Here is a 14844-nt window from a genome sequence, read left to right as displayed (position 1 = left end):
ACAGCCAAGGTGGCGAAAGAAAACTGAAGAACGGCTCTGGCAAGTGAAATTCACTGATCCCATTCCAGTTCTTAATGATCAGCGTCCGGATTCATGTTCTTGCCGTTATCGGTGTTGACCGGCACGGCGAACTGGTGCAAAGGCCGATATATATCCGTTCGACATATATCGGAGTGATGCATTGAACGTCAAAACGCTGTGCCTGGGCTTTCTCGCAATGCGGGAAGCCACGGGCTATGAAATCAAGAAGGAGTTCGAAGAGGGCTTCTTCAGCCATTTCATCGAAGCGAGTTATGGCTCGATCTACCCGGCGCTGAACCAGCTGGCCGCCCAGGCGCTCGTCACCGTGCGTGAGGAAGAGCAGGCGGGGAAGCCCGACAAGAAGGTTTATGCCATCACGGATGCGGGCCGCGCCGTTTTGTCAAAGTGGATTGCAGTCGTTCCGGCCCGGGACAAATACAAGTCCGAGTTTCTGTTCGAGATGATGCTTCGGCAGTACTTGCAGCCTGAACATGTGGTATTGGCTGTCGAAACACAATTGGCGCATTTGCGCACAGACCTTGAGAATATCAGGCATTGCCGGGAAAAGTGTGTTGACCCGGGGATGCAGGCAGGTGGCCCGGACTTCGTCCTGGGCTACGGCGAAACGGTACTGACAGCGGCTGTCAGCTACCTCGAACGTAAACTGGTGGAACTGGGTGTGCCGCAGGCCCCATCCGTTGCCGCTGAATAACTGATCTGGAGACGAGCGAAATGATCCGCCGCATCATCTATTTTCTTTTGGCCACCATTGTCTTTGGCGGACTCGCCGGGGCCATTGCCTTCTATGCCTTCGACTTCAAGCCGAAGATGATCGCCAACATCATCATGAGCGCGCCCCGGCCGCCGGTGACCATTGCGGCGGAAGATGCCAAGACCGAGACGTGGCAGCCCACGATCGCGGGCATCGGCACGCTGCAGGCCGCGGACGGCATCGACATCACCCCGCAAGTGGGTGGCACGGTGCAGAAGATCTTCTTCGACTCCGGCGTGATGGTGAAGAAGGGCGATACGCTCGTCCAGCTCGACACCGCCACGGACGAGGCCGACCTTCGCAGCCTGCAGGCCCAGCTTGCCAACGCCGAGGTGGACCTGAAGCGGAAGAAGGAAGTGTTCGACAAGGGCTTTGCCGCCAAGGCGGCGGTTGATGCTGCCCAGTCGCTCCGTGACCAGCTTGCCGCCAACGCCGAGCGCGTTGAAGCGCAGATGAAGCTCAAGACCGTTGTCGCCCCCTGGGATGGCATGGTGGGTCTGCGCTCGATCTCGGTCGGCAGCTATCTCGCCGCCGGCCAGAAGATCACCTGGCTGCAGAAGACCGACACCATCTTCGCGGACTTCACCGTGACCGAAGCCGACTTCGGCAAGATCAAGCCCGGCCTCAAGGTCAAGGCACGCTTTGCCGCCTATCCTGACCAGGTGTTCGAGGGCGAAGTCGCAACCTCCGATGCGCGCGTCTCCAACGAGAGCCGCACCATCACGGTCCGCGCCAAGCTGCCGAACCCGGACAACAAGCTGTTGCCGGGCATGTATGCCAATGTCGAAGTGGAAGCGGGCGACCCCGTCGAGGTGGTGACCGTGCCGCAGACGGCGGTGACCTTCTCGCTCTACGGCGATACGATCTTCGCGGTCGTGCCAGCCACCAAGCTTGATCCCAAGGCCAAGGAGGGCGACCTCGCGGCCGAACGGCGCATCGTCAAGACCGGAACGGTCCGCGACGGGCGCATTGCCATCACGAAGGGCATTGAGGTGGGCGAGAAGATCGTCACCGCAGGCCAGAACAAGGTCGAGCAGGGGGCGCACGTTGTCATCAACAATGACATCGCGCTCAAGGAACTCGATCCCACCACAGTGCAATAAGGGCGCGCGCCATGCATTTCACCGACATCTTCGTCAAGCGGCCGGTTCTCGCCACGGTGGTGAGCCTGCTCATCCTTCTGGGTGGGCTTCAGGCCGTTCTGAAGCTGCCGATCCGCCAGTATCCGGAAGTGTCGGATACGAAGATCGAAATCACGACAGCCTATCCGGGCGCCAATGCCGACCAGATCAAGGGCTTCATCACGACGCCCCTGCAGCAGGCGGTGGCTTCGACGGAAGGTGTTGAAACCATCTCGTCGCGCTCCTCGCAGAACATCTCCACCATCACCCTGAAGCTCCGCCTCGACGCCAACGCCGACCGGGCGCTCGCCGACGTGCTCTCCAAGGTGAACGAAGTGAAGGGCGTTCTGCCGGAAGAAGCCAATGACCCGATCGTAAAGCGCACCACCGGTGCGGGCTTCGCGCTCATGTACATCAGCTTCAAGAGCACCGACATGACGCCGCCGCAGGTGAGCGACTACCTCGACCGCGTGGTGCGCCCCAAGCTGCAGGCCATCAACGGTGTTGCCTCGGCTGAAATCCTCGGCGGCTCGACCTTCGCCATGCGCGTCTGGCTCGATCCGGACAAGATGGCCTCCTTCGGCATCACGCCGCTCGATGTCTCGCAGGCCCTGCAGTCCAACAACTTCACCACCGCCGCCGGCGAAGTGAAGGGCCGCTTTACCCAGCAGAACATCAACGCCCAGACCTCGCTCGAGACGCCTGAGCAGTTTGCCCAGCTTGTCGTCGCCACCCGCGACGGCGCGGTCGTTCGCCTCGGCCAGATCGCCCAGATCAACCTCGGCCCGCAGGACTTCGCCTCCACCTCCGCCTTCGACGGCGTGAAGGCGGTGTTCATGGGCATCCAGGCGACGCCCGACGCAAACCCGCTGACGGTGATCGCCAATGTCCGCAAGGAAATCCCGGAGATCGCCCGCCAGCTTCCGACCGGCCTCGAAGTGAACATCGCCTATGACGCGACCGAGTTCATCAACGAGTCGATCTGGGAGGTGGCCAAAACCCTCGGCGAAGCCTCGGTCATCGTCATCGTCGTGATCTTCCTCTTCCTCGGCAACCTGCGCTCCACCCTCATTCCGGTGGTCACCATCCCGCTCTCGCTGATCGGTGTGGCGCTGGTGCTGGTCATGCTCGGCTACTCGATCAACCTGTTGACGCTGCTGGCCCTCGTGCTTGCCATCGGCCTCGTGGTCGACGACGCCATCGTGGTGGTGGAGAACATCCACCGACACATTGAAGAGGGGATGACACCCTTCGTCGCCGCCTTGAAGGGCGCGCGCGAAATCACCGGCCCGGTCATCGCCATGACCATCACGCTCGCTGCAGTGTACGCCCCCATCGGCTTCACCAGCGGACTTACCGGTGCGCTTTTCCGCGAATTCGCCTTCACGCTGGCAGGCGCGGTGATCGTCTCCGGCATCGTCGCCCTGACGCTGTCGCCGATGATGACCTCGAAGCTGCTCAAGTCGAACGAACATCACGGCTGGTTCAGCCGCCTTGTGGAGCGCGTCTTCGGCGCCCTGCAGCGTTTCTATCGCCGCCGTCTCGATGGCACCATCAAGCAGCGCGCCATCTTCGCGTGGATCGCGGTGCTGACCATCGTGCTCTCGGGCGTGCTCTACAACGCCATCAACCGCCAGCTTGCGCCGGCGGAAGACCAGGGCGTGCTCTTCGCCTTCGTCAACGCGCCGGACCACACCAACCTCGATTACCTCTCGAGCTATACCGACCCGCTGACCAACACCATGATGGCGATACCGGAACACAAGAACCTGTTCGCCATCAACGGTTTCCCCAACTCGCAGTCGGCCTTCATGGGCCTCATCCTGAAGCCGTGGAGCGAGCGCACGCGCTCGGATCTTTCGGTCATGGGCGAGTTGCAGCCCAAGTTCGGTGCGGTCTCGGGCGTCAACATCTTCGCCACGGCGCCGTCCGCCATTCCGGTGGGCGCTGGCGAATTGCCGATCGAGTTCGTGATCACCTATCCGGGTGACTACACCGAACTTGCGGACTCGCTCGACAAGCTCCAGGCCGAAGCCAAGAAGAGCGGCCTGTTCATCTTCACCAACGCCGACCTGCGCTTCTCGACACCGCAGGTGGAACTCATCGTCGACAAGGACCGCGCCAACAAGCTGGGCGTGACCATGCGCGACGTGGGCGCCACGCTCGCAACACTGCTGGGCGGCAACAACGTCAACCGCTTCACGGTGCAGGGCCGTTCCTACCAGGTGATCCCGCAGGTGCCCCGCACCGACCGCGAAACCGCCGAACTCGATCCTGAAGTACCGGGTGCGCGCCGCCGATGGCAGCATGGTGCCGCTCTCGTCCTTCGTGACGCTCGGCAAGTCGGTGCAGCCCAACGGCCTGCAGACCTTCCAGCAGCTGAACTCGGCCACGCTCTCGGGCGTGCCGTTCCCCGGCCGCACCATCGGTGAAGGCATCGACTTCCTGAAGGCGAAGGCCGCCGAGATCTTCCCGCGCGGCATGGCCTACGACTTCAAGGGTGAAAGCCGCCAGTTCGTGACGGAAGGCAACACGCTTGCCATCACCTTCGCGATTGCGCTCCTGCTCATCTACCTGGTGCTGGCCGCGCAGTTCGAAAGCTTCCGCGACCCGTTCGTCATCCTGATCGGCCTGCCGGCCACGGTGTTCGGCGCCTTGTTCGTTCTCTTCATCCTCGGCGAAGTGAACGGCGCGATGCAGAACAATCCGCCGATCAACCTGGGGTCAGGCACGATCAACATCTATACCCAGATCGGTCTCGTGACGCTGATCGGCCTCATCGCCAAGCACGGCATCCTGATGGTGGAGTTTGCAAACAAGCTCCAGGAAACCGAAGGGCTCGACAAGCACACGGCCATCAAGGAAGCGGCGGCGATCCGTCTCCGCCCCATCCTGATGACCACTGCCGCCATGGTGATCGGCGTGCTGCCGCTGCTGCTTGCCAATGGCGCAGGTGCCAAGAGCCGCTTTGACATCGGCATCATCATTGCCGCCGGCATGGCCATCGGCACCATGTTCACGCTGTTCATCACGCCTGCCGTCTACTCCTACGTGGCCCGTGACCGCCGCCGCTTCGTGGCGGAAGCGCACGCGCACGACGAGGAACTGGCGCATGATGGCGAGGCTCCGCACCCCGCACAGGTGGTGACGGCCCCCGCCAACGATCAGGTGAAGAGCGATGCGCCGAAGAAGCGCAAGAAGAACCGCGACGACATGGCCGAGGCGGCGGAATAACCGCCGGCCAAATTACTTCAGCAAAGCAAGCCCTGATGCGATCCGCGTCAGGGCTTTTTTGATGTCCTCTTCGCTGGCCGCGAAGGAGAGTCGGATCGAGGTCGGCGCACCGAAGGCGGTGCCGGGAACCGTCGCCACGTTGTGCTCTTCCAGCAGCCAGTCGCAAAGTTCGTCGGGCGTGGTGATGCGGGTGTTGCCCGCCGCCTTGCCGAGGAAGGCCGAGACATCGGGGAAGGCATAGAAGGTACCGGGGATCTCGCCGATGCTGAGGCCGGGAATTGCGCGCAGGCCCGCAATCACCATGTCGCGGCGGCGGCGGTAGGCCTCGCGCATCCGCACAACCTCGTCGCGCGGTCCGGCGAGGGCGGCGAGAGCTGCCCGCTGCACGAAGGTGTTGGCGCCGGCCGAGACGATGCTCTGCATCCGCGCCATGGCCTTGGCGATGGGTTCGGCAGCCGCACTGTAGCCGAGCCGCCAGCCGGTCATGGCAAAGCCCTTGGCGAAGCCGTTGAGGGTGATGGTCCGCTCCAGCATGCCGGGCAGAGCCCCGAAAGAGGTCATCTCGCCGTCGAAGAGGATGTATTCGTAGATCTCGTCCGAGAGCACCATGAGTTGCGGATGGCCCGCCACGATGGCCGCGATCTTTTCGAGTTCAGCCCGCGTCCAGACCGCGCCCGTGGGATTGCACGGCGAGTTGACGATGATCAGCTTGGAGCGCGGCGTCACGGCGGCGGCAATGCGCTCGGCAGGCACCTTGTAGCCCTCGGCGATGGTGGAGGAGAGGACGACCGGCGTGCCGCCCGCCAGCCGCACCGTGGCCTCGTAAGAGACCCAGTAGGGGGCGAGGATGATGACCTCGTCGCCGGGGCTCACCACCGAGAGGATCGCGTTGGCGATCGCCTGCTTGGTGCCGTTGGCGAGCACGATCGCGCTGGCGGGGTAGGGCAGGTGGTTCTCGGTCTTGAGCTTCCGGGCGATGGCCTCGCGCAGTTCGGGAATGCCCGCCACCGGGGAATAGTGGGTGAAGCCCTTGTCGAGGGCCTCCTTGGCTGCATCGCGGATGTTCTCGGGCGTATCGAAATCGGGTTCGCCCACGGTGAGGGCCACCACATCGCGGCCCTTGGCGCGCAGCTCCCGCGATTTCTGCGCCATCCGGATGATGGCGCCTTCGTCGGCTGAATTGGCGCGTGAGGAGAGCTGGCGGGCGGGATCGAAGGCGGTGGCGGGCTTGGTCATGATGGCTGGCGCATATGCCAGCTTCTCCTTGCCCCGTCGAGGGCGGGAGGGTACATCCCGGGGCATGAAATCACTTGCTCCCATCGCCGTGCTTCTGGCCGCCGTCCTGCCCCTTGCCGGGTGCAACAACGAGGCCAATGGGGTGCGCATCAGCACTGAAAAGGCCGCGCCCCCGCCGGTGGCCATCAATGCCCGTTCGGAGCCGGTGTTCTACAATGGCAAAACCTATCAGCTGGACCTTTCGCCTGCCGCGGAAGGGCATTTCGACATGGCGGTTGCCGGCATGACCGCCAAGCAGGAGAAGGACGCCGTGGCGGTTGCCACCTCGTCGCTGCGCTATTTCGCCTGCCCGGACGGCAAGTCCGGCCAGTTGAGCAGCAAGCCTGCCTACACCGCAGGCGCGTGGAAAATGCGGGCCCGCTGCGTTTAAGCCCGCCCCTCCAATGACTTGCACGGATGGAACCGCCGTGCTTAGTTTTGCGTTCAGTTGAAGGGTCGCTGCTTGTGCTCCTTTTGGCCGCAGGCGTCGTACCCATTGACGGGTGAACGGTGTAGCGGGAGGGGTCTATGCTTATTTTGGATACCGTGCTCAAGCGGCTGATCCGCAAGGGCGACTTGAAGATCACGGACTGGTCGGGAACAACCTATTCTTACGGCGATGGCGGCCAGCCGAAAGTTCACATCGAAATTGACTCGGCCGTGACGGCGCGCAAGCTCGCGCTCGATCCCGATCTCAATCTCGGCGAATGCTACATGGATGGCGGGCTGAAGATTCTCGAGGGAACGATCTACGATTTCCTCGCGCTCGCCATGCAGAACACGGAACGCCAGGGCAAGTCGCACTGGATCCACAACGTGGTGCACAAGGGCCGCGTGGTCACGCGCCGCATCTCGCAGCATAATCCGGTGGGCAAGGCCAAGCAGAACGTGGCGCACCACTACGACCTGTCGGGCGCGCTCTACGATCTCTTCCTCGATGTGGACCGGCAGTATTCCTGCGCCTATTTCGAAACCTCCACCTCGACGCTGGAGGAAGCGCAGCTGGCCAAGAAGCGCCATCTCGCCGCCAAGCTCGACATCAAGCCCGGCATGAAGGTGCTGGACATCGGCTCCGGATGGGGCGGTCTTGGCCTCTACCTCGCCGAGATCTGCGGCGCGGAGGTGACGGGCGTCACGCTCTCGGAAGAGCAGCACAAGCTCTCGAACGAGCGCGCCGCCCAGCGCGGCATCAGTGACCGCGTGCAGTTCCTGCTCAAGGACTACCGGCATCTCGAACAGAAGTTCGACCGCATCGTCTCGGTGGGCATGTTCGAGCATGTGGGCATCGGCCACTATCCCGAGTTCTTCTCGAAGGTGGCGACGCTGCTCAAGGATGATGGTGCCGCGGTGCTGCACTCGATCAACCGCAGCGACGGCCCTGGCGCCACCAGCGCCTGGATCAACCGCCACATCTTCCCGGGCGGCTACATTCCGGCGCTCTCGGAAGTCATTCCGCATCTCGAGCAGCAGGGGCTCTATGTCACCGACATCGAGATTCTGCGCCTGCACTATGCCGAGACGCTGCGCCACTGGGCCCGCCGCTTCGCCGACAACCGTGAACGTGCCAAGGCCCTCTACGACGAGCGCTTCTGCCGCATGTGGGAGTTCTATCTGGCGGGGTCGGAGTGCGCCTTCCGCTTTGGCGGCATGAACAACTTCCAGATCCAGTTCGGCCTGAACCAGCATGTGCTGCCGATGACGCGGGACTACATCACCGCGGCGGAAGAGAAGCTGCGCAAGATCGAGAACAAGACGCCGAAGCTGCGCAAGGTCAGCTGAGGCCCCTTCGGCGCAGAAGCTTGGGCAGGAGGATCAACCCGGCCAGAAACGGGTGCCGCCGCTGCCAAGGCGTCACTTCGATTTTCACGCCGGAATGGCGTTCGATCTTCCACGCCGCATAATCGGCCCCGCCCTGGAAGGTGAAGGCCGCCTTGGCGAGGCGGGCGATGGACCAGAGCTTGCCGAGGATGCGTTTCGCGCTCCACGACGAGGCGATGGGTGCGGTGCCCTTCAAGAGACGCGAGAGCTCCTCGTAGTAAGCCTGATCGGCGGCGACGATCTGTGCCGCCCGGCCCGCACTCTCCGGGCGGAGTTCGGTGCGGTAGGTGTTTGCGAACAGTCCCTCCCATGGTGCGCCCGGCGAGAGGAAGCGGCCATGGCCGAAGGCGGTCCGTGCTGCGGTCGAGAGCGCGGACAGCACCCGCTGGCGGGTCACGTCGTCCTTCACCCAGACAAGGCGGCTGGGCTGGGCAAAGCGGGCCCAGAGATAGGGGTTCGATGTTCCGGCACTGCTCCAGCGCATGAAGCTGTCGAGCGTCATGAGCGCGTATTTGCTGCGGAGCGTTGCGCTGGCGATGGCGCGCTCCGCATAATAGACATTGGGCGGCAGCCGTTCGCCGAGCCAGCACAGCAGCGGATTTGCGCTCAGGTGCTGGCGTTCATCCACCAGCAGGTAGAAGTCGATCAAGGTTTCGCGCGGCGAGGAGTCGCGAAGCGCCGAACCATAGGCAAGCACGGCAAGCGTGCCCGGATGGGCCTCGGCCAGTGCCGTGCCGAACCCCGCAACCTCGCCATGGACCGGGCGGGCGGTGGCACTGGCGAAGAAGGTGAGGAGATCATCCATCAGCGGATGATGTAGGAGAATTCGGGGCCTGTCTCAATGCGAAGCGGCTCGCTCACGGGCGCATCGAAGAACTCGCCGTCGATCACGAACTCGACGGTGGATTCTATGCTGGCCGTCGTCACCGCATGGCTGGCGGCGCCGGGTGGCGGGGTGCGGTCCTCGCCGCCCATGATCGCGGGCAGGAACCAGCGGAAGAGATTGGGCACAGGGTAGGGGAATGTGGTGAGGCGGATCGGGCCTGTCTTGCCGCCCCAGAAGGGCTTCGTGCCGAGGATCAGCTTGTCGAGCGTGGTGGCGAGCGCGAGGAGGTGCGTGCCCGTGGCGACGAGTTCGCCATCAGCCCGCACGGTGAGGGGGAAGGGCCGGTCGAAGCGGTCGAAGTCGTGCGGGTTGGGGGCGCTGAAAAGGCTTTTGCTGACGGCGCCTGCGAGCGCGGCGAAGGTGGCGAAGTTGCCCTTCACGCCCTTGTCGTTGAGCGACACCTGGGTGTAGCGGGTCGCTGCGCTGGCAGCGCCCGTGCCAAGGAACATACCGTGACGTACTATTCCGTCACGGGGGTTCACGGCCTTCACGGTGGCCCGGCGGCGCACGTCCTGCGCCATGGGGTTGGCGATGAAAGCGGCCTGTCCGGCGATGCTGCGCGTGGTGTAGCCGATGTCGGCGGCGGTCATGTTGGTGGTGCCGTGCGGCAGCAGGCAGATGCGCGGCAGAGCGGGGAAGATGCCGGTCTCGGCCAGAAGCGTCTGGATCGCCTGCACGGTGCCGTCGCCCGACGAAATGAAGAGATCGGTGACGCCGGCCTTGGCGAAGCCGCGCAGGGCACCCTCGAGCGCGCCGAACTCCGTGAGCAGGTGAACCTGGGTGGTGGCCTGACTCTTCAGCGCTTCGGCAAGGGCGACACCCTTGCCGTTGCCGCGGCCCGACTTCGGATTGATCAGGACCCCGGAGGTCATTTCTGTGCCATCCACGAGGTGAGCGTACCGCCCGCCTGCTTCTTGGCGGCAAGGCCCTGCATCAGTTGCAGCGCATGCAGCACGAGGCAGATCAGCGTCCAGGCGGCCACCGCGAGAAGCCCGAGGTCCGGCCGCCAGATCAGCCAGCCCAGCGTGAGCAGGATGAGGTTTGGATTGCGCCGCGCCGTGATCTGCCGGAAAAACGTGTCGATGCGCCGCCAGATGTGGATCTCGAGGCCGAGCCACTTGATGCTGATGCCTTCGAAGAGGCGCTGCACCACATAGCCGCCGAGGATGATTGCCGTCACCCACCAGAAGGCGGAGGGCGAAAGCTCTTGCCCCCAGGCTGAGAGGCCGAGCGCCCAGGCGATGTACCAGAAGGGCGGATGCACCAGATCGATGCCGTGATCGAAGACGTCGCCCCACTTGCTGGATGTGAGCGTGGTGCGGGCAAGCTTGCCATCCACCGTATCGAGGAAGGTCATCAGCCAGGCTGCGAGCAGGCCCCAGCCATACATGCCATGCAGGAAAAGGAAGAAGGCTGCCACCGTCGCAGCGGCGGCGACCGTCGTCACCATGTTGGGCGTCACGTGGCGCGCGGCAAGATATGAAGTCACATAGAAGGCGGGCCGTGGCCAGACATGCTTGGTCACGAGGTCGGTGGCGCCCTTGTAGGTGCCCATGAACATCCGCCACGCGATGGCGTCGCTGTTCTGCGGCGTGACGAGATGCGCGTAGGGTGTCTCGCGCTTGCGGAGCGCCTTCCAGAAGGCGACGTCGAGATCGGCAGGAGCACGCGCCAGCACGCCGGCGATGACGGGGATGCTGCCGCCTGCGAAGGCGTTTTCGATGGCCGGGAAATGGGACGCATCAACGTGGGCGGCAAGTGGCACGCCCGTGTCGCTGGCGAGCAGGATCAAGTCCTTCTTTGCCAGAAGCCCGGCAACGAGCGGTTGGTCGATCACCGCATCGGCCCGCACGATGATGAGCGGCCCCGCGTGGCTTCGCGCGTCGGCAGGCGTGAGCGCGCGCGTCAGGCCGGCGCGGGCAAACTGCACCGCGAGGCGCTGCGGCAGGGTCTTGCCGAACAGGGTGAGGCTGCTTTCGCCCACGATGCAAAGGGTGGCTTCGGCTTTGGCTGTGTTCATGTCCATGGGGCTGGGCTGGCTCAAACTCGTTCCGTCCGGAGCATCAGATAGGCGGCTACGGAGGCAAAGACCAGCACCGGCGCCCAGGCCGCCAGCCAGGGCGAGACGAAGCCCATTTCCCCCACAGACATGGCGATGCCATCCAGCACGAAGAAGATGAAGCCGAGCCCGATGCCGAGCCCGAAGAGTATGCCAAGCCCGCCGCCGCGGCGGAAGCGCGAAGCGAGCGGCACGCAGAGCGCCACCATCACGAGGGCGATGACGAAGGGCGTGAGGCGCTTGTGCCGCCAGGTTTCGTAGACATAAGTGGGGCGGATGCCGAAGCCCTGGTTCTCGACGAAGTAGTTGAGGTCGCCGAAGGTCATCTCCTCGGGATCGCCGGAGCGTGAACCTGCTGCGGCCGGACGCATCAGGCCGGTATACTGCATGGCCTCTGCCTTCTCCGGGGGCTTGTTGCCGCGGAAGTAGGTGATGGTGCCGGTGAGCGACCAGATGCCGTCTTTCAGGTCGGCCGTCTGCGCGAAGATCTGCTCCAGCAGAAGGCCCTGTTCGTCACGCTTGAAGATCACCACGTCCTGCAGATGGCGGCTGTCGGTGCTCGCGGTGGCGGCGCGCATGATGTCGTTGCCGGAACGGAGCCAGATCGGGTCTTTCTCGCCGACCTTGAGACGTTCCTTTCCGTAGTCGCCGATCCCCCATTCGCGAAGCGCGGGTGCCGCGGCGGGAATGGCCCTGTCCAGAAGGAGGAAGTGCAGCGTGCCAACGATGAGTGCGAGCGGCATGAGCAGCACGGCGAGCCGCATGGGCGAAACGCCGCTCGACCAGATGGCAATGAGTTCGTTGCGGTAGCTGAGTTCGGTGAGGGTGAGCAGGATCGCCATGAGCAGGCTCATGGGCAGGAAGGTGGCGAGCGTCATCGGCAGGCGGTGGAGCAGATAGGTCGTGGCTGATGACAGCGCACTGCCGCCCGGATCAATCGCGAGGATCTCCTTGGAGTAGGCCACCACCTCAAGCGTCAGCACGAAGAGCGACAGGCCGATCAGCACCGCGACGAAACGGGTGAGAACCATGCGGCTGATCATCCAGGCGACGACCCTCATGCTTCACCCCTGCGGATGCCGAAGACGGCGAGGAACCGCGTTGTCGCGCGGGAGCCGAATTCCTGCAGCGGTACGAGCCAGCGGTCGAGGCCTTCGCCGCCGAGACGGAAGCTCACGACATAGAACCGCCAGAAGGAGAAGGCCGCGAGGAGGGCCAGCGGCAGCCACTGCGTCAGCCAGGGCGAGAGACCGCTGGTGCGGGTTGCAAGCGCGCCCTGCTGGATGATCTCGTAATAGGCGACGAGCAGGCCGAGCGCGATGGCAATGCGGTAGGCGCGCGGGCTGCGGGCCCGGCCAATGGCGAAGGGCAGAGCCAGGAAGGGCAGCAGCAGCATGGACAGAATGCTGACGATGCGGCGATGCAGTTCGGAACGGAACTCGTCCGGCTTCACGTTCTTGAAGGCGCTGTGGTCGCTGCTGGCCAGTTCGGTGATGAAGAGTTCCTGTTCGTCGTTGCCACGGGGGCGGAAAAGGTCTTTCGAGACCTTGCCGAGCGGCGTGTCTGTGGTGGTGAACTCGGCCACGCCGGCCGTTTCGGGCTCTGCGCCCTTCAGGTTGTTGGGCCAGTTGTTGACCTTGAGACGGTGGCCGTTGTTGAGGCGCAGCACAGGCCGCGTCTGCCCCGGCACGGGGATGAGCACACCGTCGGACGCAGTCAGCGTCTCGGCACCTTTGTCGCCGTGATAGTCAAACAGGAAGATGCGTTTGAAGGTGTTGTTGCTGCGGTCGAGCTTGTCGAGGATGAAGGTGCGCGAGCCCGTTTCCATGAACACCCCTTCCTCGGCGAGGTAGAAGGCATCGACACTGGTGATATCGAAGATCAGCGAGCGGTAGGCATAGCGCGTCATGGGCTGCAGCCAGCCGAAGATGAAGGTGGAGGCAAGCGTGAAGACGAGCGCCAGCAGGAATACCGGCCAGGCGAGGCGGTGCAGCCCCACGCCGGAGGCCAGCATGGCATCCAGTTCATTGCTTTTGGAGAGCTTGCTGAAGCCGAAGAGGAGCCCGATGAAGAGGGCGGCGGGAACCGCCGTGCCGAGATAGTGCGGCACCAGATAGGCCAGCAGTTCGAACACGGCACCCACCGAATTGTTCTTGCCGAGCGTCTTGTCAAGAAGGCGGACGAGGCGCTCCGCCAGCAGCATGCACAGGCCAATGCCGAGGCTGGCGCCGAGCGGGGTCAGCACCTGTCTCAAGACATATCGGTCAAGAATTGTGAGCACGGGCGGGGTTTAGCCGGATGCCCGGAAGGCGTCCAGCAGGGCGCCATGGAGGGTGGACCGCTGTGGATCAGTGAGTTGGGGCGCCTGTTTCAGGTCGGGAACGCCCGGCCAGCCGGGGTCGGGAAAACTCACGCCGCCAAAGTCCTGGGCGGCGGCATAGCGGGGCAACACGTGGAAATGAACATGCGGATCCACCATCATCAGGCAGATGTAGTTGATCTTGCCATAGGGCCGGAAGCGGCCGAGGGATTGCTCGATCCGCTTCGTCACGGCTGCCAGTTCGGCAAAGGCCGCAGGCGGCAGAAGGGACATGGCGTTGGCCTCGCTCTTCGCCGCCAGAACAAGCGCCCCCAGCGTCACCTGCTGGGGCCGCATCAGCACGCACCAGTGCTCGCTTTCGTGCAACAGGGTTCCGGGATAGCCGAACTTGGCCAGGGTGGCGTTCATGGATCGATGTCCTCGCCCAGGATGCCGGACCGGACGTCGGCAAACCGTCCCGTGGCGCCGTGGAGCCGGCGGATGGTCAGCCGCGTCTGCCATTTCCCGCGGGCGCGATTGATGCTGTAGGCATGCCATTGGGCGCTTTCGTGGCCGTCTCTGTCCACCATGCTGGCGGACGGCACGCCCACCACGAAGGCCTTGCCCGAGACCGTTTCGATGCTGTTGATCTGGGTGATGTGATTGTGCCCGTGGAGGACGAGTTCGACACCATTGTCCTTGAGCACCTCGCGGAGGTCCGAGGCATCGGTGAGCGCCCGGCGCGCCGGTGTGAGGCCGGGCAGGGGCGGGTGGTGGATCATCAGGACGCGATAGAAGCCCCGTGCCCCGAGGTCGGCGAGGCGCTGGCCCAGGGCCGTGCGCTGATCCTTGCCGAGCGTGCCGCTGGCCCGGTTCAGGTTCTGCGGCTGGGCGCTACTCACCCCCACGATGGCGACATTGCGGCGGAGGCGCAGGAAGGGAAACACATGGTCCGAGGTGGAGCCATCACCCTCCATGTAGGGATTGAAAAGACCGAGGCCGGTTTCGTGTGCGGCATGCACATAGGCATCGTGATTGCCCGGCACCATGGTCAGCATGTCGGGCGCGCCGACCGTCTGGAGCCATTGCAGGCCGCGGCGGAATTCTGCCTTGGCGGCAATGTTCACGAGATCGCCCGTGAAGCAGATGTGATCCGGCTTCTGGGCATGGATATCGGCGCGGAGCGCGTCGGCGTGGGCGCGGATGTGCATGGCCCGGCGCTTCAACCCCCAGGAGAGGCCGCCGATCAGCCGCTTCAGGCGGAAATCCGCGAAGACATCCGCCACCGCCACGGGGCCCAGATGGACATCGGAAAAATGAGCCAGAGTGAAGGACATGGGCGGGGAAAGAGCTTCCGTT

At 64.0% G+C, this 14844-nt stretch carries 12 protein-coding genes and 1 pseudogene; 5 read left to right on the top strand and 8 right to left on the bottom strand.

Going from position 1 to position 14844, the window contains the following annotated elements; translation table 11 throughout:
- The first annotated feature begins 181 nt into the window (after positions 1-181).
- The 3 genes and pseudogenes from QM801_RS09790 to QM801_RS09780 form a co-directional block, all read left to right on the top strand.
- A complete protein-coding gene (locus QM801_RS09790; protein WP_415019017.1) occupies positions 182-733 on the top strand; it encodes a PadR family transcriptional regulator in 552 nt (183 codons plus the stop codon).
- A gap of 20 nt (positions 734-753) precedes the next feature.
- On the top strand, positions 754-1896 hold the full coding sequence (locus tag QM801_RS09785; RefSeq protein ID WP_415019016.1) for an efflux RND transporter periplasmic adaptor subunit: 1143 nt from the start codon (positions 754-756) through the stop codon (positions 1894-1896).
- 11 nt (positions 1897-1907) lie between these two features.
- Positions 1908-5052, top strand: a pseudogene (locus QM801_RS09780) (efflux RND transporter permease subunit); the annotation flags it as partial.
- Between the two features lie 108 nt (positions 5053-5160).
- Here QM801_RS09780 and QM801_RS09775 read toward each other — a convergent pair.
- On the bottom strand, positions 5161-6384 hold the full coding sequence (locus tag QM801_RS09775) for a pyridoxal phosphate-dependent aminotransferase (RefSeq protein ID WP_415019015.1): 1224 nt from the start codon (positions 6382-6384) through the stop codon (positions 5161-5163).
- 64 nt (positions 6385-6448) lie between these two features.
- Here QM801_RS09775 and QM801_RS09770 point away from each other — a divergent pair, with 64 nt between their 5' ends.
- A complete protein-coding gene (locus tag QM801_RS09770; RefSeq protein WP_415019014.1) occupies positions 6449-6814 on the top strand; it encodes a hypothetical protein in 366 nt (121 codons plus the stop codon).
- 137 nt (positions 6815-6951) lie between these two features.
- Positions 6952-8202, top strand: coding sequence for a class I SAM-dependent methyltransferase (locus tag QM801_RS09765; RefSeq protein ID WP_415019013.1), 1251 nt, complete (start codon positions 6952-6954; stop codon positions 8200-8202).
- On the opposite strand, the gene QM801_RS09760 is transcribed toward QM801_RS09765, so the two are convergent.
- From QM801_RS09760 to QM801_RS09730, 7 genes are read right to left on the bottom strand one after another with little or no spacing between them, the layout of a single operon-like run.
- Positions 8195-9046 (bottom strand): hypothetical protein, encoded by an 852-nt coding sequence (locus tag QM801_RS09760; protein ID WP_415019012.1) that lies wholly within the window; start codon positions 9044-9046, stop codon positions 8195-8197. The two genes, QM801_RS09765 and QM801_RS09760, sit on opposite strands and share 8 nt — an antisense overlap.
- Positions 9046-9999, bottom strand: coding sequence for a diacylglycerol/lipid kinase family protein (locus tag QM801_RS09755; protein ID WP_415019011.1), 954 nt, complete (start codon positions 9997-9999; stop codon positions 9046-9048). Before QM801_RS09755 ends, QM801_RS09760 begins: the two co-directional genes overlap by 1 nt.
- The gene (locus QM801_RS09750) at positions 9996-11147 is read right to left on the bottom strand and encodes a CDP-alcohol phosphatidyltransferase family protein (protein WP_415019010.1); all 1152 of its coding nucleotides are present in this window, start codon (positions 11145-11147) and stop codon (positions 9996-9998) included. Before QM801_RS09750 ends, QM801_RS09755 begins: the two co-directional genes overlap by 4 nt.
- Positions 11148-11167: 20 nt before the next feature.
- Positions 11168-12247: an LptF/LptG family permease gene (locus QM801_RS09745; RefSeq protein WP_415019009.1), complete on the bottom strand. Its 1080-nt coding sequence runs from the start codon at positions 12245-12247 to the stop codon at positions 11168-11170.
- Complete coding sequence (locus QM801_RS09740) at positions 12244-13440, bottom strand: LptF/LptG family permease (protein ID WP_415019008.1); 1197 nt, start codon at positions 13438-13440, stop codon at positions 12244-12246. Before QM801_RS09740 ends, QM801_RS09745 begins: the two co-directional genes overlap by 4 nt.
- Before the next feature lie 36 nt (positions 13441-13476).
- Positions 13477-13914: an HIT family protein gene (locus QM801_RS09735; RefSeq protein WP_415019007.1), complete on the bottom strand. Its 438-nt coding sequence runs from the start codon at positions 13912-13914 to the stop codon at positions 13477-13479.
- On the bottom strand, positions 13911-14822 hold the full coding sequence (locus tag QM801_RS09730) for a metallophosphoesterase family protein (protein ID WP_415019006.1): 912 nt from the start codon (positions 14820-14822) through the stop codon (positions 13911-13913). Before QM801_RS09730 ends, QM801_RS09735 begins: the two co-directional genes overlap by 4 nt.
- Positions 14823-14844: the final 22 nt, after the last annotated feature.

This window comes from Aestuariivirga sp. (genome assembly GCF_047600585.1).
Taxonomy (GTDB): Bacteria; Pseudomonadota; Alphaproteobacteria; order Rhizobiales; family Aestuariivirgaceae; genus Aestuariivirga.
This window is presented reverse-complemented; position numbering and strand designations above follow the sequence as displayed.

What these genes read in the sequence shown, in the direction of transcription:
- QM801_RS09785 (WP_415019016.1), top strand. Translation starts at nt 754, where the DNA reads ATGATCCGCCGCATCATCTATTTTCTTTTGGCCACCATTGTCTTTGGC.
- QM801_RS09775 (WP_415019015.1), bottom strand. Translation starts at nt 6,384, where the DNA reads ATGACCAAGCCCGCCACCGCCTTCGATCCCGCCCGCCAGCTCTCCTCA.
- QM801_RS09770 (WP_415019014.1), top strand. Translation starts at nt 6,449, where the DNA reads ATGAAATCACTTGCTCCCATCGCCGTGCTTCTGGCCGCCGTCCTGCCC.
- QM801_RS09765 (WP_415019013.1), top strand. Translation starts at nt 6,952, where the DNA reads ATGCTTATTTTGGATACCGTGCTCAAGCGGCTGATCCGCAAGGGCGAC.
- QM801_RS09760 (WP_415019012.1), bottom strand. Translation starts at nt 9,046, where the DNA reads ATGGATGATCTCCTCACCTTCTTCGCCAGTGCCACCGCCCGCCCGGTC.
- QM801_RS09755 (WP_415019011.1), bottom strand. Translation starts at nt 9,999, where the DNA reads ATGACCTCCGGGGTCCTGATCAATCCGAAGTCGGGCCGCGGCAACGGC.
- QM801_RS09750 (WP_415019010.1), bottom strand. Translation starts at nt 11,147, where the DNA reads ATGAACACAGCCAAAGCCGAAGCCACCCTTTGCATCGTGGGCGAAAGC.
- QM801_RS09745 (WP_415019009.1), bottom strand. Translation starts at nt 12,247, where the DNA reads ATGAGGGTCGTCGCCTGGATGATCAGCCGCATGGTTCTCACCCGTTTC.
- QM801_RS09735 (WP_415019007.1), bottom strand. Translation starts at nt 13,914, where the DNA reads ATGAACGCCACCCTGGCCAAGTTCGGCTATCCCGGAACCCTGTTGCAC.
- QM801_RS09730 (WP_415019006.1), bottom strand. Translation starts at nt 14,822, where the DNA reads ATGTCCTTCACTCTGGCTCATTTTTCCGATGTCCATCTGGGCCCCGTG.